The organism is Streptomyces spongiicola (genome assembly GCF_003122365.1).
Classification (GTDB): Bacteria; Actinomycetota; Actinomycetes; order Streptomycetales; family Streptomycetaceae; genus Streptomyces; species Streptomyces spongiicola.
Map to the genome: position 1 here is coordinate 4,131,428 of NZ_CP029254.1, position 24,396 is coordinate 4,155,823.

General features: G+C 72.8%; 17 protein-coding genes. 9 read left to right on the forward strand and 8 right to left on the reverse strand.

Features of this window, described 5'->3' with window-relative positions; genetic code table 11:
- Nucleotides 1-40 precede the first annotated feature (40 nt).
- The 6 genes from DDQ41_RS18230 (at nucleotide 41) to DDQ41_RS18255 (ending at nucleotide 6,614) form a co-directional block, all read left to right on the forward strand.
- The gene (locus DDQ41_RS18230) at nucleotides 41-814 is read left to right on the forward strand and encodes a redox-sensing transcriptional repressor Rex (RefSeq protein WP_109295437.1); all 774 of its coding nucleotides are present in this window, start codon (nucleotides 41-43) and stop codon (nucleotides 812-814) included.
- Nucleotides 811-2,166 carry a glutamyl-tRNA reductase gene (locus DDQ41_RS18235; RefSeq protein WP_109295438.1) on the forward strand — a complete coding sequence of 452 codons (1,356 nt, stop codon included), beginning with the start codon at nucleotides 811-813 and terminating at the stop codon, nucleotides 2,164-2,166. The genes DDQ41_RS18230 and DDQ41_RS18235 overlap by 4 nt, the downstream gene beginning before the upstream one ends.
- The gene (gene hemC, locus DDQ41_RS18240) at nucleotides 2,163-3,140 is read left to right on the forward strand and encodes a hydroxymethylbilane synthase (protein WP_109295439.1); all 978 of its coding nucleotides are present in this window, start codon (nucleotides 2,163-2,165) and stop codon (nucleotides 3,138-3,140) included. Before DDQ41_RS18235 ends, hemC begins: the two co-directional genes overlap by 4 nt.
- Nucleotides 3,137-4,795 carry a bifunctional uroporphyrinogen-III C-methyltransferase/uroporphyrinogen-III synthase gene (locus DDQ41_RS18245; protein WP_109295440.1) on the forward strand — a complete coding sequence of 553 codons (1,659 nt, stop codon included), beginning with the start codon at nucleotides 3,137-3,139 and terminating at the stop codon, nucleotides 4,793-4,795. The genes hemC and DDQ41_RS18245 overlap by 4 nt, the downstream gene beginning before the upstream one ends.
- Nucleotides 4,796-5,080: 285 nt before the next feature.
- Complete coding sequence (gene hemB / locus DDQ41_RS18250; RefSeq protein ID WP_109295441.1) at nucleotides 5,081-6,085, forward strand: porphobilinogen synthase; 1,005 nt, start codon at nucleotides 5,081-5,083, stop codon at nucleotides 6,083-6,085.
- Between the two features lie 256 nt (nucleotides 6,086-6,341).
- Nucleotides 6,342-6,614 carry a DUF1876 domain-containing protein gene (locus tag DDQ41_RS18255; protein ID WP_109295442.1) on the forward strand — a complete coding sequence of 91 codons (273 nt, stop codon included), beginning with the start codon at nucleotides 6,342-6,344 and terminating at the stop codon, nucleotides 6,612-6,614.
- Between the two features lie 125 nt (nucleotides 6,615-6,739).
- Here the strand turns inward: DDQ41_RS18255 and argS are convergent, their stop codons facing one another.
- Complete coding sequence (gene argS / locus DDQ41_RS18260; RefSeq protein ID WP_109295443.1) at nucleotides 6,740-8,500, reverse strand: arginine--tRNA ligase; 1,761 nt, start codon at nucleotides 8,498-8,500, stop codon at nucleotides 6,740-6,742.
- 388 nt (nucleotides 8,501-8,888) lie between these two features.
- Here argS and lysS point away from each other — a divergent pair, with 388 nt between their 5' ends.
- Complete coding sequence (gene lysS, locus DDQ41_RS18265; RefSeq protein WP_109295444.1) at nucleotides 8,889-10,625, forward strand: lysine--tRNA ligase; 1,737 nt, start codon at nucleotides 8,889-8,891, stop codon at nucleotides 10,623-10,625.
- Nucleotides 10,626-10,879: 254 nt separating this feature from the next.
- Here the strand turns inward: lysS and DDQ41_RS18270 are convergent, their stop codons facing one another.
- The 3 genes from DDQ41_RS18270 to DDQ41_RS18280 form a co-directional block, all read right to left on the reverse strand.
- The gene (locus DDQ41_RS18270; protein ID WP_109295445.1) at nucleotides 10,880-12,334 is read right to left on the reverse strand and encodes a DUF2637 domain-containing protein; all 1,455 of its coding nucleotides are present in this window, start codon (nucleotides 12,332-12,334) and stop codon (nucleotides 10,880-10,882) included.
- A 519-nt stretch (nucleotides 12,335-12,853) separates the two neighbouring features.
- Nucleotides 12,854-13,582: a DUF3558 domain-containing protein gene (locus tag DDQ41_RS18275; protein WP_109295446.1), complete on the reverse strand. Its 729-nt coding sequence runs from the start codon at nucleotides 13,580-13,582 to the stop codon at nucleotides 12,854-12,856.
- Between the two features lie 180 nt (nucleotides 13,583-13,762).
- Nucleotides 13,763-14,587 (reverse strand): hypothetical protein, encoded by an 825-nt coding sequence (locus tag DDQ41_RS18280; protein ID WP_109295447.1) that lies wholly within the window; start codon nucleotides 14,585-14,587, stop codon nucleotides 13,763-13,765.
- Nucleotides 14,588-14,874: 287 nt separating this feature from the next.
- Between DDQ41_RS18280 and DDQ41_RS18285 the strand changes: the two genes are divergently transcribed.
- The gene (locus tag DDQ41_RS18285) at nucleotides 14,875-16,131 is read left to right on the forward strand and encodes an RtcB family protein (RefSeq protein WP_109295448.1); all 1,257 of its coding nucleotides are present in this window, start codon (nucleotides 14,875-14,877) and stop codon (nucleotides 16,129-16,131) included.
- On the opposite strand, the gene DDQ41_RS18290 is transcribed toward DDQ41_RS18285, so the two are convergent.
- The 4 genes from DDQ41_RS18290 to DDQ41_RS18305 form a co-directional block, all read right to left on the reverse strand.
- Nucleotides 16,121-16,999: a serine hydrolase gene (locus DDQ41_RS18290; protein WP_109295449.1), complete on the reverse strand. Its 879-nt coding sequence runs from the start codon at nucleotides 16,997-16,999 to the stop codon at nucleotides 16,121-16,123. The genes DDQ41_RS18285 and DDQ41_RS18290 overlap by 11 nt on opposite strands.
- A gap of 435 nt (nucleotides 17,000-17,434) precedes the next feature.
- The gene (locus tag DDQ41_RS18295; protein ID WP_109295450.1) at nucleotides 17,435-18,490 is read right to left on the reverse strand and encodes an ABC transporter ATP-binding protein; all 1,056 of its coding nucleotides are present in this window, start codon (nucleotides 18,488-18,490) and stop codon (nucleotides 17,435-17,437) included.
- Complete coding sequence (locus tag DDQ41_RS18300) at nucleotides 18,487-20,076, reverse strand: ABC transporter permease (RefSeq protein WP_109295451.1); 1,590 nt, start codon at nucleotides 20,074-20,076, stop codon at nucleotides 18,487-18,489. The genes DDQ41_RS18295 and DDQ41_RS18300 overlap by 4 nt, the downstream gene beginning before the upstream one ends.
- 2 nt (nucleotides 20,077-20,078) lie before the next feature.
- Nucleotides 20,079-21,095 carry an iron ABC transporter substrate-binding protein gene (locus DDQ41_RS18305; protein WP_109295452.1) on the reverse strand — a complete coding sequence of 339 codons (1,017 nt, stop codon included), beginning with the start codon at nucleotides 21,093-21,095 and terminating at the stop codon, nucleotides 20,079-20,081.
- Between the two features lie 336 nt (nucleotides 21,096-21,431).
- Between DDQ41_RS18305 and DDQ41_RS18310 the strand changes: the two genes are divergently transcribed.
- A complete protein-coding gene (locus tag DDQ41_RS18310; protein ID WP_109297810.1) occupies nucleotides 21,432-24,266 on the forward strand; it encodes an AMP-binding protein in 2,835 nt (944 codons plus the stop codon).
- Nucleotides 24,267-24,396 lie beyond the last annotated feature (130 nt).

Here is a 24,396-nt window from a genome sequence, read left to right on the forward strand (position 1 = left end):
GACGCATGGCCGCCTGCCTCGCTCATCCCGCAGGAGCACCGTGGCAACTGGCCGAACCCACCGACCGGCGACTCGCAGCCGAGGAATCCCCGAGGCCACCGTCGCCCGGCTTCCGCTGTATCTGCGCGCGCTGACCGCGCTGTCGGAGCGCTCCGTGCCGACGGTCTCCTCCGAGGAGCTCGCGGCCGCCGCGGGGGTCAACTCCGCGAAGCTGCGCAAGGACTTCTCGTACCTCGGCTCCTACGGGACCCGCGGTGTCGGATACGACGTCGAGTACCTCGTCTACCAGATCTCCCGCGAACTCGGCCTCACCCAGGACTGGCCGGTCGTGATCGTCGGCATCGGCAACCTCGGTGCGGCTCTCGCCAACTACGGCGGGTTCGCCTCCCGCGGCTTCCGTGTCGCCGCGCTGATCGACGCCGACCCGGCGATGGCCGGGAAGCCGGTCGCGGGCATCCCCGTCCAGCACACCGACGAGCTGGAAAAGATCATCTCTGACAACGGCGTGTCCATCGGGGTCATCGCGACTCCCGCGGGCGCCGCCCAGCAGGTGTGCGACCGGCTCGTCGCGGCAGGGGTGACCTCCATCCTCAACTTCGCGCCCACCGTGCTCTCGGTGCCGGACGGCGTCGACGTGCGCAAGGTCGACCTCTCGATCGAGTTGCAGATCCTCGCCTTCCACGAGCAGCGCAAGGCCGGTGAGGAGGCCGAGGGCGAGACGACCGTGCCGCCCGTCGCCCCGGCAGGCGCCACCACCGCGGCCGACGGCCGGAAGGGACCCGACGGGGACGTGCCCGCCGTGATGCCGGCATGAGCCTCCTCGTCGTCGGCCTCAGCCACCGCAGCGCCCCGGTCAGCGTCCTGGAGCGGGCCTCGCTCTCCGCGGAGGCCCAGGGCAAGCTGCTCCAGGACGCCCTCGCCGTCGAACCCACGGCGGAGGCGGCCGTACTCGCCACCTGCAACCGGATCGAGCTCTACGCCGACGTGGACAAGTTCCACGCGGGAGTCGCCGAACTGTCGACTCTCCTGTCCCAGCACAGCGGGGTCGGGCTGGAGGAACTCACTCCCTATCTGTACGTGCACTACGAGGACCGGGCCGTCCACCATCTGTTCTCGGTGGCCTGCGGGCTGGACTCGATGGTCGTCGGCGAGGGCCAGATCCTCGGCCAGATCAAGGACTCGCTCGCGCTCGGCCAGGAACTGCACAGCGCCGGACGGTTGCTGAACGACCTCTTCCAGCAGTCCCTGAGGGTCGGCAAGCGCGCCCACAGCGAGACGGGTATCGACCGTGCCGGGCAGTCGCTCGTCACCTTCGGCCTGGAGCAATTGGCCGAGGGCACGCCAACCGGGGAGTGGGCCGAGGGCAGGAGCGCGCTCGTCATCGGCGCGGGCTCGATGTCCTCGCTCGCCGCGGCCACCCTGGCCCGCGCCGGGGTCGCCGAGGTCGTCGTCGCGAACCGCACCCGCGAGCGCGCCGAACGGCTGGTGCGGATCCTCACCGAACCCGGCGGGACGGGCGTGCGCGCCCGGGTCGTCGACATGGCCGCCGTCGCCGGCGAACTGACGCGTACCGACGTCGTGGTCTCCTGCACCGGCGCGACCGGGCTGGTGCTCGGGGCCGAGGCCGTCGAGACCGCCCTCGCGGCCCGCGAGGAGCCGCTGGCGCTGCTCGACCTCGCCATGCCCAGGGACATCGACGCCGCGGTCCACCGGCTCGCCGGGGTGCGGCTCGTCGACATCGAGTCGCTCGCCGGGGCGTCCGCGGACGTGCCGATGGCCGCCGACGTCGACCGGGTGCGCGCCATCGTGGCCGCCGAGGTCGCCGCCTTCGGGGCCGCCCAGCGCGCCGCGCACATCACGCCGACCGTGGTCGCCCTGCGCGCCATGGCCGCCGACGTCGTGGCCGGCGAGATCGCCAGGCTCGAGGGCCGGCTGCCGGGCCTGGACGAGCGGCAGCGCGCGGAGGTCGCCCAGACGGTGCGCCGGGTCGTGGACAAGCTCCTGCACGCGCCCACCGTGCGGATCAAGCAGCTCGCGGCCGAGCCCGGGGGCGCCGGGTACGCGGACGCGCTGCGCACACTCTTCGACCTCGACCCGGAGACGGTCGCCTCCGTCAGCCGGGCCGACGTCACCGACGCCGACATCAAGAACCGAGGGCGAGTATGACCGAGAGGGCATCGGGGACCGAGCGGCCCCTGCGGCTCGGAACCAGGCGCAGCAAGCTCGCCATGGCCCAGTCCGGGCACGTGGCGGAGGCCGTGCGGCGGCTGACCGGCCGCTCCGTCGAGCTCGTGGAGATCACCACCTACGGCGACACCTCGCGCGAGCACCTGGCGCAGATCGGCGGTACCGGTGTGTTCGTCACGGCACTGCGCGACGCGCTGCTCGCCGGCGAGGTCGACTTCGCGGTGCACTCCCTGAAGGACCTGCCGACCACACAGCCGGACGACCTCGTCCTGGCAGCGATCCCGCGGCGGGAGGACCCGCGTGACGCGCTGGTCGCCCGCGACGGGCTGACCCTGGACCGGCTGCCGCGGGGCGCCCGGGTGGGCACCGGCTCGCCGCGCAGGATGGCCCAGCTCAACGCGTACGCCCGCGCCCACGGGCTGCGGATCGAGACCGTGCCGATCCGGGGGAACGTCGACACCCGCATCGGTTTCGTGCGGGACGGGGAACTGGACGCGGTGGTTCTCGCCGCGGCCGGCCTGAACCGCATCGGCCGGATCGGCGAGGTGACCGGTTTCCTGCCGGTCGACGCCGTCCTGCCCGCCCCCGGCCAGGGGGCCCTGGCGGTGGAGTGCCCGGCGGCCGACGCCGCCCTCGCCGCCACGCTCGCGGAACTCGACGACCCGTACACCCGGGCCGCCGTGACCGCCGAGCGGTCCCTGCTCGCCGCCCTGGAGGCCGGTTGCAGTGCGCCCGTGGGCGCACTGGCCGACCTGCCCGCCGGCGAGCGGGCTGTTCATGAGATGCGCCTGCGGGGCGTCGTCGGCACCACCGACGGTTCCACGCTGGTGCAGCTGTCCATCACCGGTCCCGTGCCCTCGTCGCACGACGAAGCCGTGGCACTCGGGCGCGAACTCGCCTCGGAGATGCTCGCCAAGGGCGCGGCCGGTCTTATGGGGGAGCGCGCACTTTGAGCCCCACCACCTCGAACGTCCCTGCTGGTCCCGTACATGGCCAGGTCACCTTCCTCGGCGCCGGTCCCGGTGATCCGGGCCTGCTGACGCTGCGCGCCGTCGAGGCGCTGGCGGGTGCGGACGTGTTGATCGCCGAGCCGGAAGTCCTCGACGTCGTTCGCGGCCACGCGCGCGCCGGAGTGAGCACGCCCGAGCTGACCGTTGTTGACGATGCCTCAACAACCGCCGCCGTCCCGGTGTTGAGGGACGCGGCCAATCTTGTCATGGAGGCCGTGCGGGGCGGCAAGCGGGTGGTCCGTGCCGTGAGCGGGGACCCCGGGCTCGACGGCGACTCGGGCGCCGAGATGCTCGCCTGCGCAGCCGAGGGCATCCCCTTCGAGGTCGTGCCGGGTGTGGCGACCGCCGTCGGGGTGCCCGCGTACGCGGGTGTGCCGCTGCGTGACGCACACGGCACGGACGTGCGGTTCATCGACGCCCGCACGGCCGACGCCCGCTGCTGGACCGAGGTCGGCGCCTCCGACGGCACCGTCGTGGTGTCCACGACGCTGGACGCGGTGGCGTCCGCGGCCGGGGACCTGGTGTCGGCGGGGCGCAAGCCCGACACCCCGCTGACGGTGACGGTGGCCGGTACGACGACGCGGCAGCGGACCTGGACGGCGACCCTCGGCACCATCGCCCAGGTCTTCAAGCAGGGCAAGGTGCTGCCGTCGCCGGAAGGCCACCGGCCGGTCATAGCCGTGGTCGGTGAGCGCAGTGCCCCCGCGCAGCGCGACCGGCTCGCCTGGTTCGAGTCCAAGCCGCTGTTCGGCTGGAAGGTGCTCGTGCCGCGCACCAAGGAGCAGGCCGCTTCGCTCTCCGACCAGCTCAGGTCCTACGGCGCCGTGCCGCACGAGGTCCCGACGATCGCCGTCGAGCCGCCGCGCACCCCGCAGCAGATGGAGCGCGCGGTCAAGGGTCTGGTCACCGGCCGCTACGAGTGGATCGCCTTCACCTCGGTCAACGCGGTGAAGGCGGTACGGGAGAAGTTCGAGGAGTACGGACTGGACGCCCGCGCCTTCGCCGGCATCAAGGTGGCGGCGGTGGGGGAGCAGACGGCGCGGGCGCTGATCGAGTTCGGCGTCAAGCCCGATCTGGTGCCGAGCGGTGAGCAGTCGGCGGCCGGTCTGCTGGAGGACTGGCCGCCGTACGACCCGGTGTTCGATCCGATCGACCGGGTGTTCCTGCCGCGGGCCGACATCGCCACCGAGACCCTCGTGGCGGGCCTGATCGAGCTGGGCTGGGAGGTCGACGACGTCACCGCCTACCGGACCGTGCGGGCCTCGCCGCCGCCGGCCGAGACCCGGGAGGCGATCAAGGGCGGCGGTTTCGACGCCGTGCTCTTCACCTCGTCGTCCACCGTGCGGAACCTGGTCGGCATCGCCGGCAAGCCGCACAACGTGACGGTGATCGCCTGTATCGGTCCCGCGACCGCGAAGACGGCGGAGGAGCACGGGCTGCGGGTCGACGTGCTGTCGCCGGAGCCGTCGGTGCACAGGCTGGCCGAGGCGCTCGCGGAGTTCGGCGCGCGGCGCCGGGAGGCCGCGCTGGAGGCGGGCGACCCGGTGACGCGGCCGAGCGAGCGGCGTCCCGGAGCGCGCAGACGGCGGACGACGTGACCGCGGACGGTTGAGGCCGTACGACGTGACCGCCGACGGTTGACGCCGTACGACGTGACCGCGGACGGCCGCGGCGCACGGCGCGACACCGGGATGTGATCGGAATCGGAAGGGGCCGCGGGGCTGCTCCCCGCGGCCCCTTCGCGCGCGTTCCGGTTCCTGCCGCGGCCTGTTCCGGGCCGTGGCGAGGCCGCTCCGGGCCGTGGCGTGGGGGGAGCCGCGCGGTCTCCTCCGGGGACACCGTGTCGGCAAGAGCGGTCCCCGCACGGGCGTAGCGTGGTGGGCATGACTGTGTACGGATCCTTCCCCGGGGCGCGGCCGCGACGGCTGCGGACCACCTCCGCGATGCGGCGCATGGTCGCCGAGACCAGGCTGAACCCCGCCGATCTGATCCTTCCCGCCTTCGTGCGGGAGGGCGTGAGCGAGCCGGTCCCGATCGCGGCGATGCCCGGCGTGGTGCAGCACTCGCTGGACACCCTGCGCAAGGCGGCGGTCGAGGCCCGGGAGGCCGGGGTCTCCGGGATCATGCTCTTCGGCGTGCCGGAGGACTCGAAGAAGGACGCAGCGGGAACCGCGGGGACCGACCCCGGCGGGATCCTGCAGGTCGCCATCCGCGCCGTGAAGGAGGAGGTCGGCGACGAGCTGGTCGTCATGTCCGACCTCTGTCTGGACGAGTACACCGACCACGGCCACTGCGGGGTGCTCGACGCGGGCGGCCGGGTCGACAACGACGCCACGCTGGCGAGGTACGCCGAGATGGCGCGGGTCCAGGCGGACGCGGGTGTCCATGTCGTCGGCCCCAGCGGGATGATGGACGGTCAGGTCCGGGTGATCCGGGACGCGCTCGACACCATCGGCAAGGAGGACGTGTCGATCCTCGCGTACACCGCCAAGTACTCGTCCGCGTTCTACGGGCCGTTCCGGGAGGCCGTCGCCTCCTCGCTGGAGGGCGACCGCAAGACGTACCAGCAGGACCCCGCGAACCTCCGGGAGTCCCTGCGCGAGCTGGCACTCGACCTGGAGGAGGGCGCGGACATGGTCATGGTCAAGCCCGCCGGGCCCTGCCTCGACGTGCTGGCGAGGGTCGCGGAGTCGGCGGACGTGCCCGTCGCGGCATACCAGATCAGCGGCGAGTACGCGATGATCGAGGCCGCGGCGGAGAAGGGATGGATCGAGCGCGACAAGGCGATCCTGGAGACTCTGACCGGGATCCGGCGCGCGGGCGCGCAGATGATCCTGACGTACTGGGCGACGGAGGTCGCGCAGAAGCTCGGCGGTGCTCGGCGATAGCGCCCTGGCGGGCAGGTCTGCGGGAAGGCCGGTGGGAAGGCCGGCGGGAAGGCCGGCGGTGTCCGGTGCCGTGGGGCCTCCGGGGACCCGGTGGCGAACGCGGTGGTGTCAGCAGCCCATGCGGCGAGGGGGCGTGGCAACGCTCGGCAGCCCGCCCTCCGGTGGTCCGCCGAGGGGCGGCCGGGCGGGGACGGGGTGGTGATCAGCCTGCCCTCGGCGCACCCTGGGAGTGGTACCGCTGTGGAGGTGATCCGTCATGCAGACTCTCGTCGGCTGGCACGTCGATACGGAGTTCCGCGAGGAGGGCGACAAGACCAGGGCGGCCGCGATGCTCCGGCTCGCCGACGGCACGGAAGTGCGCGGCCACGGGCACGCCAGCCGCCATCCGTCCGACCCGGCCCAGCTGCGGGTAGGCGAGGAGATCGCCGGCGCCCGGGCGCTCATGGACATCGCGCAGACCCTGCTCAAGAAGGCCCATGACGAGATCGAGGAGACGACGGGACGGCCGGCCCACCCGATCAACCGCTGACGAGCCGGCGCGCGGCGAACGACCGCTGACGAGCCGGCGCGCGGCGAACGGGGGACGGCCCCGGCGGTCGGTCGCCGGGGCCGCCCGTGCCGGAGCGCCGGACCGTCCCGGTCCGGCGCCGTGTATCAGAGGCGCGCGGGGGTGCGGATGCCCAGCAGGGCCATGCCCTGCTGGAGCGTCCGGGCGGTCAGGTCGCAGAGGAAGAGCCGGTTCTCCACCCGGGCCGGGGTGTCCGCCTTGAGCACCGGGCACTCCGAGTAGAACGTCGTGTAGAGCGACGCCAGCTGGTACAGGTACGCCGCCAGCTTGTGCGGTTCGTAGCCGGATGCCGCCTCCGCGACCGCCTCGCCGAACCGGTCGACGTGCAGACCCAGCGCCCGCTCGGACGGCGTCAGGCCGATCTCCTCGTGGGCCTGCGGCTTCGCGTCCCCCGCCTTGCGCAGGATCGACTGGATGCGGGCGTACGCGTACTGGAGGTACACCGAGGTGTCGCCGTTGAGGGACACCATCTGGTCGAGGTCGAACTTGTAGTCCCGGCCGGCCGACGTGGACAGGTCCGCGTACTTCACCGCGCCGATGCCGACCTGGGCGCCCCGCTCGGCGATCTCCTCCTCCGACAGGTCCCGCGCCTTCTCCCGGACGACGGTCGAGGCCCGCTCGATCGCCTCGTCCAGCAGGTCGACCAGCCGCACCGTCTCGCCCTCACGGGTCTTGAAGGGCTTGCCGTCCTTGCCGAGGACGGTGCCGAAGGCCAGCTGCACGGCCTTGACCCGGTCGTTCAGCCAGCCTGCCCGGCGGGCGGTCTCGAAGACCATCTTGAAGTGCAGGGACTGGCGGGCGTCCACGACGTAGATCAGACTGTCCGCGCCGAGGTGCCGCACCCGGTCCCGGATGGCGGAGAGGTCCGTCGCCGCGTAGCCGTAGCCGCCGTCGGACTTCCGCACGATCAGCGGGACGGGCTTGCCGTCCGGGCCCTTCACGTCGTCGAAGAACACGCACAGGGCGCCCTCGGAGCGCACGGCGACGCCGGACTCCTCCAGGATGCGGCAGGTCTCGTCGAGCATGTGGTTGTAGCCCGACTCGCCCACCACGTCGGAGTCGTGGATCTCCATGTCGAGCTTGTCGAAGACCGAGTAGAAGTAGATCTTCGACTCGTCGACGAACCGCTGCCAGAGGGCGAGGGTCCGCTCGTCGCCCGACTGCAGGTCCACCACCCGCCGCCGGGCGCGCTCCTTGAACTCCGGGTCGGAGTCGAACAGGGCCCGGGAGGCCTTGTAGAGCCGGTCCAGGTTGGACATGGCCTCCTCGCCGGAGACGGCGGCCTCGTCCTCGTGGTCCAGCTCGTGCGGGTGCTCGATCAGGAACTGGGTGAGCATGCCGAACTGGGTGCCCCAGTCGCCGATGTGGTGGCGACGGACCACCTTCTCGCCGGTGAACTCGAGGATCCGCACCATGGCGTCGCCGATCACGGCCGAGCGGAGGTGGCCGACGTGCATCTCCTTGGCCACGTTGGGCTGCGCGTAGTCGATCACCGTCGTGCCCGCGCCGTCGGCGAGCGGCACGCCGAGGCGGTCGTCGGCGGCCCGGGCGGAGAGCGTCTCGGTGATCGCCCGGTCGGCGACCGTGATGTTCAGGAAACCGGGGCCCGAGACCTCGACCTCCCGCAGTACGCCACCGGCCGGGACGGAGGCGGCGACCTGGGCCGCGAGCTCGCGCGGATTGCCCCCGAGCTTCTTGGCGAGTGCCAGGATGCCGTTGGCCTGGAAGTCGGCCCGGTCGCTGCGTCGCAGCAGCGGGTCGGCGGAGCCCGCTTCCGGCAGGGCTGCCGAGAGGGCGTCCGCGAGGCGCTGCTGCACGGTCGAGGCGAGGGAAGGGACCGGGGCCATGAGCTTCCGTTTCCTGTGAGTCGGGCGTCGTGAGATGTCGCGGGTCGTCGTAGGTCGTCGTAAGTCGGTGTGGGTCGGTGCCGGTGGGTGCCGGTGGGTGCCGAGTGGTGGGGTCGGTGCCGGTCGGCGAGCGGTGCGGTCGGCGCTGACAATTCGGTAGTCAAGTGTCCCACGGGGGAGCAACCTGTTTGTTCCACGGGACCCGTACCTGTGGACGAACCGGAGCGGCGGGCGTGGGCCTGTGGACAACCGGCGGGTGCGCTGTTCCGTCTGGGACAATGGCAGACGCGGCTTCGACAGACTCAAGCGACCTCAAACAACCTCAAGCAACCTCAAGCAATCTCCGGCAACCTCAAGCAACCTCAAGCAACCTCAAGTAATCAAGGACGTGCCGATCGTGGCTCAGAGCAGCAACGAGACCGACTGGGTCTCCCGTTTCGCGGACGATGTCATCGCCGAGTCGGAACGGCGTGCGCCCGGGAAACCGGTCGTGGTTGCGTCTGGCCTGTCCCCGTCCGGGCCCATCCACCTGGGCAATCTGCGTGAGGTCATGACCCCGCACCTGGTCGCGGACGAGATCCGCCGCCGCGGGCACGAGGTCCGCCATCTGATCTCCTGGGACGACTACGACCGCTACCGCAAGGTGCCCGCGGGCGTGGAGGGGGTGGACGGCGCCTGGGCCGAGCACATCGGCAAGCCGCTGACGTCGGTGCCCGCGCCCGCCGGTTCGCCGCACCCGAACTGGGCGGAGCACTTCAAGGCCGCGATGGTCGAGTCGCTCGCCGAGCTGGGTGTCGAGCACGACCCGGTCAGCCAGACCGAGCAGTACACCTCGGGTGCCTACCGCGAGCAGATCCTGCACGCCGTGAAGCACCGCGCCCGGATCGACGGCATCCTCGACCAGTACCGGACGAAGGCGAAGGCCCAGGCGAAGAAGCAGCAGAAGCCGGTCGACGAGGCCGAGCTGGAGGCCGCCGAGGGCTCCGGCGCGGCGTCCGAGGACGACGGCAGCGGCGGTTCGGCCGGCTACTTCCCGTACAAGCCGTACTGCGGCAACTGCGAGAAGGACCTGACAACCGTCACGGAGTACCTCGACGCGACCACCGAGCTGACGTACTCGTGCGCGGCGTGCGGTTTCTCGGAGACGGTCCGGCTGAGCGAGTTCAACCGGGGCAAGCTGGTCTGGAAGGTCGACTGGCCGATGCGCTGGGCCTACGAGGGTGTGGTCTTCGAGCCGAGCGGTGTCGACCACTCGTCCCCGGGGTCGTCGTTCGTCGTGGGCGGCCAGATCGTCCGCGAGGTCTTCGACGGAGTCCAGCCGATCGGCCCGATGTACGCCTTCGTGGGCATCTCCGGCATGGCCAAGATGTCGTCGTCGCGCGGTGGCGTGCCGACCCCGGCCGACGCGTTGAAGATCATGGAAGCCCCCCTGCTGCGTTGGCTGTACGCCCGCCGCAAGCCCAATCAGTCCTTCAAGATCGCTTTCGACCAGGAGATCCAGCGCCTCTACGACGAGTGGGACAAGCTGGAGTCCAGGGTCGCGGAGGGTGCCGCGCTCCCGGCCGACGCCGCCGCGTACGCCCGCGCGGCCCGCACCGCCGCCGGTGAGCTGCCGCGCACGCCGCGCCCGCTGCCGTACCGCACGCTCGCGTCCGTCGTCGACATCACCGCCGGCCACGACGAGCAGACGCTGCGCATCCTCAGCGAGCTGGACCCGGCGAACCCGCTCTCCTCGCTCGACGAGGCGCGGCCCAGGCTCGACCGCGCGGAGAGCTGGATCACCACCCAGGTTCCTGCCGACGCCCGCACGATCGTGCGTTCCGAGCCGGACGCGGAACTGCTCGGCTCGCTCGGCGACGAGGCACGCGAGTCGCTGCGCCTGCTGCTGGAGGGGCTCGACGGCCATTGGTCGCTGGACGGCCTGACGACCCTGGTCTACGGAGTGCCGAAGGAGATGGCGGGTCTGGCTCCGGACGCCCGGCCGACGCCCGAGCTGAAGGCCGCCCAGCGTTCGTTCTTCGCGCTGCTGTACCGGCTGCTGGTGAGCCGGGAGACCGGCCCGCGCCTGCCCACACTGCTTCTGGCGGTCGGGGCGGACCGGGTGCGCAAGCTGCTGGCTGTCTGAGCGGTCGGGAGTCCGGAGGGCTCCCGGCGCTGCCGTACGGAGGCGGCAGGGGTCTCGCCGCGCACGGGTTCCGGAGGTGGGATCGCCGCGCGGGCAAGAGCCCTGCCGCGTCGCGGTGCCGGCCCCGACCCGAGTGCCGGAACCCGACCGCTCCGGATCTCGGTGTCCCGGTCCGGTGTCCCGGTGCGGTGGTCCGGTGTGGTGGTCCGGTGTGGTGGTCCGGCCGGGGAGCCGGGGCGGGAGCCGTGCCGGGCTCAGGCGATGTGCTCGGCCTCCATGTCCGCCTGGTAGCGGTTCTGGAACTGCTCCTTGAGCTTCCGCAGCAGGCTGGCGCTCCGCGGGTGGGTGATCCCGTGGATGTCGTTCAGATGTATGTCGAGCTGGTCACTGGTGGGGTGGCGGCCGTGCTGGTCGGTGTACTCCTTGAACACCGGGTAGGCCAGTTCGGCGAACTCCGTGTCCTCCAGGGTGGGTTCCTCGGCGGCGGCTGCCGTCTGGGCCGCCGTTCCCCTCGGCCCGGGCTCGTACCGCGGATCCGCTTCGTACCGCGGATCGGCATCGTACGGGGCAGCCGTGGTGTACCCCTCCGGTGGCCGCTCGCCCGTGTGCTCAGCCTCGGCGGTCCGGTGCGCGGTCTCGTCACCGTGACCGGCCCCGAGGCCGTGCTCCTGCTCGGGGGCGGGTTCCCGTCCGTTGCGCGGGCCGGGGCCGGGGAAGGCGCCGGGGCCGACCGGGCCGACCGGGCCGCCCGTGCGGGGCCCCGGGCCCTCCCCGTGCGGGTCGTACGCGCCCGCGTACCCCTCCTTGGGCAGCTGGGGGGCGGAGAACCACGGGCTCGCATGGGCGACCGCCTGTTGCGGCCGCTCGAACCGCTCGTCCGGGTGCGGCTGTTCGAACGGCTCGTCCGGGTGCGGCTGCGGCAACTCCTGCCGGGGCGGCGGCGCCGCGGGCAGCTCGGCGGCGGTGGCCGCCGCCGCGGACAGCTCCTCGGCGCGGGCCGGGCCGGGCGGCAGCAGCATCGGCTCGATCCCGGCCGCGGCCAGCCCCGCGGGCGCGGTCTCCGCCAGCGGCACCCCGTACCTCGCCAGCCGCAGCGGCATCAGCGCCTCGATCGGGGCCTTGCGGCGCCACGCCCGCCCGAAGCGGGCCTGCAACCGGGCCTGGTATATCAGCCGGTCCTGTTCCAGCTTGATGACCTGCTCATAGCTGCGCAGCTCCCACAGCTTCATCCGCCGCCACAGCCGGAACGTCGGCACCGGGGAGAGCAGCCAGCGGGTGAGACGGACACCCTCCATGTGCTTGTCCGCGGTGATGTCCGCGATCCGGCCGACCGCGTGCCGGGCGGCCTCGACGGACACCACGAACAGCACCGGGATCACGGCGTGCATGCCGACGCCGAGCGGGTCTGGCCAGGCGGCCGCGCCGTTGAAGGCGATCGTCGCCGCGGTGAGCAGCCAGGCGGTCTGGCGCAGCAGGGGGAAGGGGATGCGGATCCAGGTCAGCAGGAGGTCGAGCGCGAGCAGCACGCAGATGCCCGCGTCGATGCCGATGGGGAAGACCAGGGAGAACCGGCCGAAGCCCTTCTGCTCGGCGAGTTCGCGCACCGCGGCGTACGACCCGGCGAAACCGATCGCGGCGATGACCACCGCCCCGGCGACCACCACGCCGATGAGTATCCGGTGCGTGCGTGTCAGCTGCATCGCGGCCACCCGCGATCCCCTCCCTCTTCTGTTCGTGGCGCCCGCGGCGCGGCCCAAGCCTGGCACACGGAGGCGGAGTCGGGCCCTCCGGGGAGGGGCGGACTTCCGGCCGGGCGCCCGGTTCGAGGGACATGGACGACAGGTCGGGCGGGGCGCGGCGGCCGCCGCGGGTGCGGAGGGTGCGAAGCGCCGGGGCCGGCGCCGGGGGTTCGCCGGGCCCGAGCGCCGTCCCACGCCGCCGGGCTGCCGCGAGGGACGGGCTGGGGCGGGTTGTGAAGGTTCCTGCTGGCTGGTGGCGTCCGGCACACACCGCCGCCGCCCTTCGGGCGCGGAAGACGCCATGCCGCTTTGCCCGAATCGCCCCATCGGGTCCAGTGTGTCTGGTGCACCTGGCGCATCCAGTGCATCCAGTACATCTGGTGCATCCACTGTGAGGGTGATCCCCCGCCCCCGCGGTCGCACGCACCGGACGCCGCGGGCACCGCGGGCACCGCCCTGCGGGCGGACGGAGCCGGTTTCGCAACCCGCCTAGTTGGCCTTGGCGACGGAGGCGGCGGCTTCCTTGGCCGCCGTCACCGCGTCCTTCATCAGCTGCGCCGGGTCCGGGTTCTTGGCGCCCGCGAAGCCCGTGCCGTTGTAGCCGAGGGTCATCACGACATTGCCCGTGCGGGCCACGATCGTGGCGTATGCGAAGTCCTCGCCGGACTTGGTGAGGCCGTAGGCGATCGCGGTGGCCTCCTCGCCGACGCCCGCGGCGGGCGAGGACTTGACGCTCTCGGCCTTCTCCGTCGACTTGACCGCGCCCACTTCCTTCTCGTAGGCGTCCCTGGCGCGGTCCGCACCGCTGCCGATGCCCGACTCGGACGCGAAGCGCTGGAACGACACGTCGAGCCAGCGGTAGTCCGAGCCCTTGACGCCCTTGTCCTCCAGGCCGTTCCAGGAGCAGCTGCCGCGGGCGGCCGTGTCGTTGGAGGTGCCGGCGGTGCCCGCCTTGTTCTTCACCTTCGGCACCAGTGCCTCGACCGTCTTGGTGGTCAGCGCCTTGCAGGGCTCGGGCAGCTTGGCGTACTTCGCGGGCTCCACGGGCGCCGGGGACTGCTCACCGCCGGCGGCGGAGGCCTCGGGCGAGGAGGAGGAGCCGCCGGCCGGACCGGAGCCCTCGCTGCCGGAGTCCGACGAGCAGCCGGCGACGACGAGCATCACCGGGACGGCGGCGCAGGCGAGTATGCGGGTGAGTCGCGGGGCTGATCGGTGCATGGTTCCTTCAGTCGGTTGTCGTACGGTCCTCCGGAGTACCGGACGCGGGTCCGGGCCCTCCGGGTGGACGGTCCGGTGTTCCCGGGCGGCCACGGTACGCCGACACGGTACGACGGCACGGCGGTCCGGCGGGACCGGGCGGCGGAGCGGCCGAACCGCACCGGAGGCCAGGCCCGCGCGCTAGTCGTTGAAACGCTCGGCGAGTTTCCGGGCCAGTCCCCGGGCCTTTTCCTGCAGTTCCTCGCTGTCCGGGATCTGCGTGACACGGGCCGGCTGCTCGCCGTACTCGACGGTCACGATCACGTTGGATGTGCGGAACACCACGCTCACCGTGCGGTGCCGGGCGGTGGAACCGGTCCGGGTGAGGACGTCGTCGAGGAACGCGCCGTCGCCGAGGCCGTCGAGCACGCGCGGTTCGAGGCCCTCGGAGGTGCCGGGGGTGCCGGGGGAGCCGGGGGAGCCGGAGGCGGTCGCGCCGGACGGGGCGGTGGTGCCCGGGGAGGGCTCGGCGCCGGGGGAAACCGTCGCCGGGGCGCCGGTGCCGCCCTGGCCGCCCGCGGTGGGCGCCGGCAGCTGCGCCGCGTCCTGCTTCCTGGTGTACACCTCCAGGGTGCGCTGCTCGTCGCTGACGTCCAGGTCGTAGGACACCACCCGTTCGACGTCGATGCGGAGGTTGTGCGAGGCGTCGGGAGCGTCGGCCTTCCAGCTGCAGCCGACGCGGCGGTCCGTGTCGTAGGTGACGGCGGCCGTACCCCGGAAGATCTTCTCCTGCTGCTCGTCGGGGAGCTGGGCCGCGCCGGGGAGCAGGTCCCTGAGCATCGTGCGCTCGACCGCGCCGCAGGGCTCGTAGAGCGTGCGGTACTTGCCGGGAGCCGCGACGGGCCCGGCGGTCTCGCCGGCCTTGGCCTCACTGGTGGCGCCGCCGTCGGCGGATCCGCCGGTGCAGCCGGTGGCGAGCGCCGCGAGAAGCGCCGCAACGACGGGCGCGTACCCCTTTCGCCGCACGTTCCCAGGCTCCCTTCTCCGCCGTCCTGTGTCCTGCGTCCTTCGGCCCGAACCGGGAACCGGGAACCGGTCGCCGGTCGCCGACCGGTTCCCGGTGCCGCCCGGCCGCCCGTGGCCGCCCCGCCGTTGTCCGCCGTCGTCCGCGGGGAAAACGTGTTGCCGCCCGATGCGCGCCGATGGACACAATGTCTACCGCACGCGGAGCGGTGAACGCCGGTTCGACGACCCTTTCCTGGGTATCAGCGACGCTTCTGCGTTATACGTCTCATTGGGGGAATCGAGAAGCTATGTCGTATGTGGAGGTGGCCGGCGCCAAGGTCCCGATCCGGATGTGGACGGACCCGGCCGGGGTCGAGGACGTCGCCATGCAGCAGTTGCGGAACGTCGCGACGCTGCCCTGGATCGAGGGGCTCGCCGTGATGCCTGACGTGCACTACGGCAAGGGCGCGACGGTCGGTTCGGTCATCGCGATGCGAGGCGCGGTGTGCCCGGCGGCGGTCGGCGTCGACATCGGCTGCGGGATGTCGGCCGTGAAGACCTCGCTCACCGCGAACGACCTGCCCGGCGATCTCTCCCGGCTCCGCTCCAGGATCGAGCGGGCGATCCCGGTCGGGCGTGGAATGCACGACGACCCGGTCGATCCCGGGCGGGTGTTCGGACTCCCGTCGGCGGGGTTCGGCGACTTCTGGTCGCGGTTCGACGGTATCGCCGATCCGGTCAGGTTCCGCCGGGAGCGCGCGGCCAGGCAGCTGGGGACGCTCGGCTCCGGGAACCACTTCATCGAGTTCTGCCTCGACGAGAGCGGATCCGTCTGGCTGATGCTGCACTCCGGCTCGCGGAACATCGGCAAGGAACTCGCCGAGTACCACATCGGCGAGGCCCGGAGCCTGCCGCACAACCGGGGCCTGGTCGACCGCGATCTCGCGGTGTTCGTCTCGGACACCCCGCAGATGGCTGCCTACCGGAACGACCTCTTCTGGGCGCAGGAGTACGCCAGGTACAACCGCGCGATCATGATGGGGCTGTTCCGGGAGGTCGTGCGCAGGGAGTTCGCGAAGGCCAGGGTCACCTTCGACTCCGTCGTCTCCTGCGAGCAGGAGGACGCCGAAGGCCGGATGCGCACCGAGGACTGCCGCCCCGGTGTGATCAGCTGCCACCACAACTACGTCAGCGAGGAGCGCTACGAGGGGATGGATCTGCTGGTCACCCGCAAGGGAGCCATCAGCGCGGGCTCGGGGGAGTGGGGGATCATCCCCGGTTCGATGGGAACGGAGTCGTACATCGTCCGCGGCCTGGGCAACCCGAAGTCGTTCAACTCCGCCTCGCACGGTGCCGGCCGCAGGATGAGCCGGAACGCCGCGAAGCGCAGGTTCTCGACGAGGGACCTCGAGGAGCAGACGCGGGGCGTCGAGTGCCGCAAGGACTCGGGTGTGGTGGACGAGATCCCCGCTGCCTACAAGCCGATCGGCCAGGTGATCGACCAGCAGAAGGACCTGGTGCAGGTCGTCGCCAAGCTCAAGCAGGTCATCTGCGTCAAGGGGTGACGCCCACGCCCCCCGCGGCGGCGTCGAGGTTCCTGTGGATCGCGCGGGCCACCGCCTCGGTGGTCTCGACTCCGGCGGCCATCGTCCTGCTGCCGTGGGTGAGCACGGTGATGCTGTAGTCGTGGCCGCCGCCGAGGAAGGCGCCCAGGCCGTGCACCCGCCAGCCGTCCGCGGCGCGCGACAGCCAGCCGTTCTTGACGTGCGGTGCCGCCGACCGCGGTGCGCCCGCCGGGGTGCCCCAGCGCTGTGCGGGGACGACCTCGTTCATCAGTCTGAGGACGTAGGCCCGGGCGTCGTCGCCGAGCACGCTGTTCCTCGCGGTGATCAGGTCCAGCAGTTTCTGCTCGTCACCGGCCGTGATCTGGGTCAGGCCCCAGTGGCCGTCGCCGCCCGGTACCGTCCGGTTCATGCCGGCCGCGGACAGGAAGCCGCCGACCTTCGCGGTGCCGAGCTGCTTCCACAACGCGGTCGTCGCCTTGTTGTCCGACTTCGTGATCATGGCGGTTGCGAGGTCGGCCTCACGCGCCGTGAGATGGCGGTCCCGTCTGCCCGCGTCCCACAGCAGTGTCGCGAGGACGGTGACCTTGACGGTGCTGGCGGAGTCGAACCGCTGGTCCGCGCGCAGTTCGCACACCGTCTTCGTCGTGCGGTCGTGCAGGGACACCGCGGTGAGGGCGGTCCGGCCCGCCAGGGCCGCCGTGATGTCCCGCTGGAGCTTCGCCGCCAGTCCGGCCTTCTCCGAGCTGCACCTCACCCGCGGCGCCGCCGCGTGGGCGTCGGCCGCCGCGGTTCCCGCGACCACGGGGGCCACCGCGCCGACGACGAGCGCGGCGGCCAGACCGCGCCGGCCCCTTCGTATATGCACCACCTGGCTCTGATCCTCCGCTTGTCGGCCGCTTTGTCCGAACCAGTGTTGGCGACGAGCGCGCGGGACGGGGTGTGACGTGCGCTACGGAGGAGCCGGGCGGTGAGGGCCGCGGCGGGCCCGCGCCGGCGGACCCGGCCCGGCCGGGGCCCTTGCCCGTACGGGTTCCGCCGCGGCAGGGGCGGGGCGCGGTGAACCGTCCCGGGCGGTGGCGGCACCGCCCGGGTGTGACGAAGGACATGCCCGCAGCCCGGCCCCCGGCTACCGCGTCCGGGCGTCGTCCGGCCGTCTCTCACCGCGTGCCCGTTCCGTCTCCCCCTTCCACGGCTCCCACGGCTCCCACGCACCCCTCTCCCGCGACCCGCGACCCACGACCCACGCGCCCACGACCCCTGTCCGCTCTCCTCCACGAGGCGGCCGGGCGTCGCCCCGGCGCCGTCAGCCGGCCGCCGGGTGGAGCGTCGCCTCTCCCGTCACACGGATGCCCGTCCGCCCGCCGGGCCGGACCGGTACGGGGCCGGGGACGCGGATGCCGACCGGAGCGTCCACCCCGTCGACGGCGACGGTGACCATCGCGTCGTGCCCGTAGAAGTGCACGTCGGTCACCGTTCCCCGGACGTCGGCGGCGGCCGGGTCGGTCAGCCGGAGCTGCTCCGGCCGGAGCAGCACCCGGCCCTCGCGGAGCCCGCCCGGTGCGCCCGCTCCGCCCGCCAGGGCGACGCGGCCCAGGGGGGTATGCACGGTGCCGCCCTCGGCGGCGCCGCCGACGAGCACCGCGTCGCCGACGAACGCGGCGACCCAGGGGTCCGCGGGGCGCCGGTACAGCTCCTGCGGTGCCGCGCACTGCGCGACCCGGCCGTCCCGGACGACCGCGACGAGATCCGCCGTGGAGAGCGCCTCCTGCTGGTCGTGGGTGACCAGGACCGCCGTGGCGCCGGTGGCCCGGAGCGCTGCGCGCACATCGGCCCGTACCCCCGCCCGCAGTGCGCTGTCGAGGGCGTTGAACGGCTCGTCGAGGAGCACGAGGTCGGGTGCGGGGGCGAGGGCGCGGGCGAGGGCGACGCGCTGCTGCTGTCCGCCGGAGAGTTCGTGCGGCATGCGGTCGCCGTAGCCGTCGAGCCCGACGAGCCCGAGCATCTCGCCGACGCGCCGGCCGCGGGCGCCCCGGTCCAGCCCGGTGAGCCCGAAGGCGACGTTGCGGGCCACGCTGAGGTGCGGGAACAGGGCGCCTTCCTGCGGCACGATGCCGATGCGGCGGCGCTCCGGCGGCTGATGGACGCCGGGTGCGCCGAGGACGCGTCCGCCGAGGGTGACGGTGCCCGCGTCGGCGTGCAGGAAGCCGGCGACGATGCGGAGCAGGGTGGTCTTGCCGCAGCCGGAGGGGCCGAGGACGGCGGCCAGTGAGCCTCCGGGGACGGTGAGGTCGAGGTCGTCCAGGACGGTGGCGCCGGGACCGTACGCCTTGGCCAGTCCCACGATCTGAAGATCGGTCATGTGCGGTGCCTTCCGAGCAGGTACGACGGGACGGCGGCGAGGAGGATCAGCGCGGCGGCGTAGGGCGCGGCCGCGGCGAACGAGCCGGCTCCGGTCTCCGTCCACAGCCGGCTCGCCAGGGTGTCCATGCCGGTGGGCCGCAGCAGCAGGGTCGCGGGGAGTTCCTTCATGCAGACCACGAAGACCAGGGCGGCTCCCGCGGCGACCCCGGGGGCGGCCAGCGGCACGGTGACCTCGCGCAGCACCCTCAGCGGTGAGCGGCCGAGCGAGCGGGCGACGTCCTCCAGCACCGGCGGGGCCTGGAGGACGGCCGCCCGGGTGGCGGCCACCGCGACGGGCAGGAACAGCACCGCGTAGGCGCAGACGAGCAGCGGCAGTTCCTGGTAGAGCGGGCGGGCGTAGCGGACGGCGAAGAACACCAGCGCCAGGGCCACGGTGATGCCGGGCAGGGCGTGCCCGGCGTACGCGGCCTGCTCCAGCAGGTGCGCCGCCCGGCCGCGGTGGCGGGCCGCGATCACACCGACCGGCAGGGCGAGCACGGTGGTGAGCGCCGCGCCGGCCGCGGCCACGCCCAGCGTGGTGAGCGCGGTGTCGGCGAGCAGGGCGGGCTCCCAGGTCGCGGACGAGCCGACGGCCAGCCAGTAGCCGAGCACGCCCAGCGGGAAGCCCACGGCGGCGACGACCACGGTCCCGAGCCAGGCGAGCGCGGGCAGCCGAAGCCGGCCGAGCGCGAGGGGCGTCGCCGGGCGTGCGGTGCCCCGGCCGGTCCTGGAGTGCCCGGCGCGGCCCCGTGTGCGGGCCTCCGCCGCCACCAGCGCCACGGTCATGACCACGAGTACGGCGCTCAGCGCCGCGGCGGGGGTGCGGTCGAAACTGGCCCGGTAGGAGGTGTAGATGCCGCGGGTGAAGGTGTCGTACCGCATCAGCGACACCGCGCCGAAGTCCGACAGCACGTAGAGCGCGACCAGCAGCCCGCCCCCGGCTGCGGCCGGTCGCAGCTGGGGGAGGACGACGCGCAGGAACGTGCGCACGGCGCCGTGCCCGAGCGAGCGGGACACCTCCTCCTGCGCGGGGTCGATCCCGCGCAGCGCGGCCGCGACCGGCAGGTACACATAGGGGAAGCTGACCAGGGTCATCGCGAGCGCGGCCCCGGTGAAGCCGGCCAGCCAGGGCGCGGCGGACAGCCAGGTGAACGCCGCGACATAGCTGGGCACGGCCAGCGGCAGGGTCACGAGCACCGACCAGACGCGGACGCCGGGCAGTGCCGTGCGCACGGTCAGCCAGGCCAGGGACACGCCGAGCAGCAGGCAGGCCGCGACGACGACCGCGGCGAGCCCGAGACTGCGCAGCATGAGCAACCCGGTCCGCTCGTCGGCGATGACGTCCCAGGCGAAGGCGGGGCCGCGCTCCAGTGCCCGCACGGCGAGATAGCCGAGCGGCAGCACGGCGAGCGCCCCGGCCAGGCAGGCGGTGAGCAGTAGCGGCCAGGGGGGCCGGACCGCGGCGCGCCGGCGCCCGGCCGGCACGGGGGCGGCGGCCGGGCGGGGGGCTGGTCGCTTCCGGACGGGTGAATCCGGTGTGGTCACCGTCAGACCATTCCGACGTCCTGGAGCATGGCCAGGGTCGCCTTCAGTGAGTCGAGCTGCCCGAGGTCGATCTGCGGCGGCTGGAGGGAGTCCAGCGGCGGGACGCCCTCGGCCTGCTCGACGCCCGCGGCGAGCGGGTACTCCTTGGTCTCCTCGGCGAAGTAGCGCTGCGACTCGGCGGACAGCAGGAAGTCGGCGGCCTTCCGGGCGTAGGCGCTCTGCTGCTTGTCCGCGCCCTTCAGCAGACCCACTCCGGCGACGTTCACCAGGCCGCCCGGGTCGCCGTTCGGGAGGTAGTGCACCTTGGCCCGGAGCTTGTCCGCGCCCTTCTCAGCCGCCTTCTCGTACCAGTAGTAGTGGTTCAGCAGGCCGAGGGACACCTCGCCGGAGTCGACGGCGTCGAGGACGTTGAGGTTGCTCTCGTAGGCCTTCGGGCTGTTCGCCTTCAGCTTTTTCAGCCAGCCGCGGGTGGCCTCGTCGCCCTCCAGGACGCGCATACCGGTGACGAAGGCCTGGAAGGAGGCGTTGGCCGGGGCGTAGCCGACCTTGCCCTTCCACTCGGGCTTCACCAGGTCGTGCACGCTGGCCGGGGGTGCGGTCACCTTGCCGGAGTCGTACGCGATGACCCGGACCCGTCCGCTGACGCCGACCCAGTCGCCGGCCGAGCCGCGGTAGTTCGGTGTGACCTTGCCGAGGGTCGTCGGCGGCAGTGGCGCGAGCCTGCCCTCCTTGGAGAGCGCGCCGAGCGCGCCCGCGTCCTGGGAGAGGAAGAGGCCGGCCTCGGTCTCGTCCCCCTCCTCGAGGAGCTGCGCCGAGAGTTCGGCGCTGCCGCCGTACCGGACGTCGACGGTGGTGCCGAGGTGCTCCTCGAGCTTCTCGACGAGCGGCGCCACGAGGTTCTCGTTCCGGCCGGAGTAGATGACGAGACCGGCCGGCTCGCTGCTGCATCCGGCGATGACGGGCAGGGTCAGGGCCGTCGCGGCGAGGGCGGCGAGGGTGCGGGCCAGCGGGCGTCGCATGAGGAGTGAGGGCCTTTCTGACATGACCACCGTCACGAGGGGAGCGTGTCCCGTGGAGCGGGGACCAGTGCGGGAAGGGGAACGACTGAACGGAGCATTAGTAAGGTAAACCTCACCTAAGAGTCAATAGTGTCATAGGTAACGGCTTGGACACGGCGGAGGGGCCGGAAGTGGTCGCCGGGAAGCCGGGGCCCGTACTGCGTTGCGGGGGTGGGTAGTTGGCGAACGGCCCGCCGCCCGCCGTGTCGAAGGGGTGACCCGCCTCTTCCCGATAAGGAAAGGCTTACCTACGATGCGCCCGTGACGCTCCACTCCGCACCCTCCGCCAACGGCCGGATACCGCCCCTCGCCGCACCCCCCGCCGATGCCCGGATACTGCCCCTCGCCGACCGCCTCGCCACCCACGGCGACCGCACGGCCCTCATCACCGCCGACGGCGAGACCTCCTACCGCGAACTCGCCGCGCGGGTCGCGGGCACCGCACAGCGTCTCGGCTCCGAGCGGCGGCTCGTGCTGCTTCCCGGAGCGAACACGGCCGAGGCCCTGGTCGCGTATCTCGCCGCGCTGGCGGCGGGACATCCCGTCCTCCTGGTGCCGGGCGACCATCCGGACGCGATGGAGTCGCTGATCGCGGCGTACGACCCCGATGTCGTCGTGCGGCCGGCGCCGGGGAGGTGGGAGTTCGAGGAGCGGCGCGCGGTCTCCGCCCACGAACTGCATCCGGAACTCGCTCTGCTGCTCAGTACGTCCGGTTCCACCGGCTCGCCGAAGCTGGTCCGCCTCTCGCACGAAAACCTCCGGGCGAACGCCGAGTCGATCGCCGAGTACCTCGGCATCCGCGACACCGACCGGGCCGCGACGACCCTTCCCCTGCACTACTGCTACGGGCTCTCCGTGGTCCACAGCCATCTGCTGCGCGGGGCGGGCCTCGTCCTCACCGGACTGTCGGTGGCCGACCCGTGCTTCTGGGACCTCTTCCGCGGTGCCCGCGGTACCACCCTGGCGGGCGTCCCCTACACCTTCGACCTGCTCGACCGGGTCGGATTCGCCGACATGGACCTTCCGCATCTGAGGTACGTCACCCAGGCCGGCGGTCGACTGGCGCCCGAGCGCGTGGCGCACTACGCCGCTTTGGGGGCGCGCCGGGGCTGGGACCTGTTCGTGATGTACGGCCAGACCGAGGCCACCGCCCGGATGGCCTATCTGCCGCCCGATCTGGCCGCCGCCCATCCGGCGGCGATCGGGGTGCCGATTCCCGGTGGGGCGTTCCGTATCGCACCGGTCGAGGACCACCCCGGAGCCGGCACCGGGGAGCTCGTGTACTCGGGGCCGAACGTCATGCTGGGCTACGCCCGCGGTCCGGAGGACCTCGGGCTCGGGCGGACGGTGGACGAACTGCGCACCGGCGACCTCGCGCGGCGCACCCCGGAGGGGCTCTACGAGATCGTCGGGCGCCGCAGCCGGTTCGTGAAGCTTATGGGTCTGCGGATCGACCCCGAGCGGGTCGAGGCCATGCTCGCGGGGCACGGGATCACCGCGCTGTGCACCGGCGACGACGAGGCCCTCGCGGTCGCGGCGATCGCCCCCGGCCGCCGGGGTGGCACAGGGGACCGCGGCGGCCCCGGGGACGGCGGCGGCCCGGGGCACTCGGACGGCTCCGGGCACGACTTCAGACAGTCCGGTGGCCCGGACGACTCCGTTGACTCCGGCGGTCCGGACGACTCCGGGGCCGCCGGCGAACTGCGGATACGGCGACTGATCGCGGACGAGTGCGATCTGCCGGCGCGCGCCATACGTGTCCGGGTCCTGGACGAACTGCCCCGTCTGGCCACCGGCAAGGCCGACTACCCCGCCGTGCTGGCACTCACCCGCCCGGACCGCGGCGAAACACCCTCCGCGCTCTCCGGCGGTGACACGGCGGCGGACCTGTGCGCGCTCTACACACAGATCCTGGACCGCCCGGACGTCACACGGGACAGCACCTTCGTCGGCCTCGGCGGCGACTCGCTGACCTACGTGGAGATGTCCATCCACCTCGAGGAACGCCTTGGCCGTCTGCCGGCCGACTGGCACACGACCCCGATCCGCGAACTCGTCGGGCAGCCCGGGCAGAGACCGCCATCGGGGCGGCCCCGCTCCCGAAGACGCAGACTGGAGACCGGCGTCGCGCTGCGCGCCGCGGCGATCTTCTGCGTCGTGGGCTCGCACATCGGCGTCTTCACGATCAGGGGCGGAGCCCATCTGCTGCTCGCGGTCGCCGGGTACAACTTCGCCCGCTTCCACCTCACGGACGCCGCACGGCGCGAACGCCTGGGCCGCGTCGGGCGCAGCATCGCCCGTATCGCCCTGCCGAGCATGGCCTGGATCGGTTTCGCGCTCCTCGTCAGCGACGACTACACGCTGTCCAACCTGTTCCTGCTCCACAACGCCCTGAGGCCGCAGGACACGGGGCCGGGCATCCACACCTGGTTCATCGAGGCCCTCGTCTACATCCTCGTCGCGGTCGCCGCCGTCCTCTGCCTGCCCTTCGCGGACCGTGCGGAACGCCGCTTCCCCTTCGCCCTTCCCGCGGCGCTCACCGGCCTCGGCCTGCTCACGCGCTACGACCTCGTCGGACTCCCGCACCGCTCGCAGATGACGGACGCGGTGACCGTCTTCTGGCTGTTCGCGCTCGGCTGGGCGGCGGCGAAGTCCCGGACGGTGGCGCAGCGGCTGCTGGTGACCGCGGCCGCCGTCGCCACCGTGCCCGGGTTCTTCCCCGGTGAGCCCTGGCGCGAGGCGGTCGTGGTCGCCGGTTTCGCGCTGCTGGTGTGGCTGCCGACGCTGCCCAGCCGGGAGCGTGTCAACCAGGTGGCCGGGCTGGTGGCGGCCGGCTCGATGCACATCTATCTGACGCACTGGCAGATCTACCCGCTCGTGGACGGTTTCTCGAAGCACCTGGCACTGCTGGTCTCGCTCGTCTTCGGCGTCGCCTACGCGATCGCGGTGACGCGCCTGATGCGGGGGCTGCCGCTGGTGCCCGCGGACGCGTCGCTGTCCCGGCTGAGGTCCCTGTCCTTCCTGTCGTCGCTGGCCTTCGCGCAGGCTCCGGGCCCTGCGCGGCCCTCCGCCCGCCGCCGGTTCGCGGGCCTGTTCCGTGCCCACCGGAGTCAGGGCGTGCGGCGGAGGTAGCCCCGCCGCGGCCGATCGGTCATCCGCCTGCCCGGCCGCGGGTGCGCCGCGGCGCACGGGCCCGGACGGGCCTCGCCCCGGTGGCGGCGACACGCCGCCGCACCGCACGATTCCGGTCTTCCGACCCGGG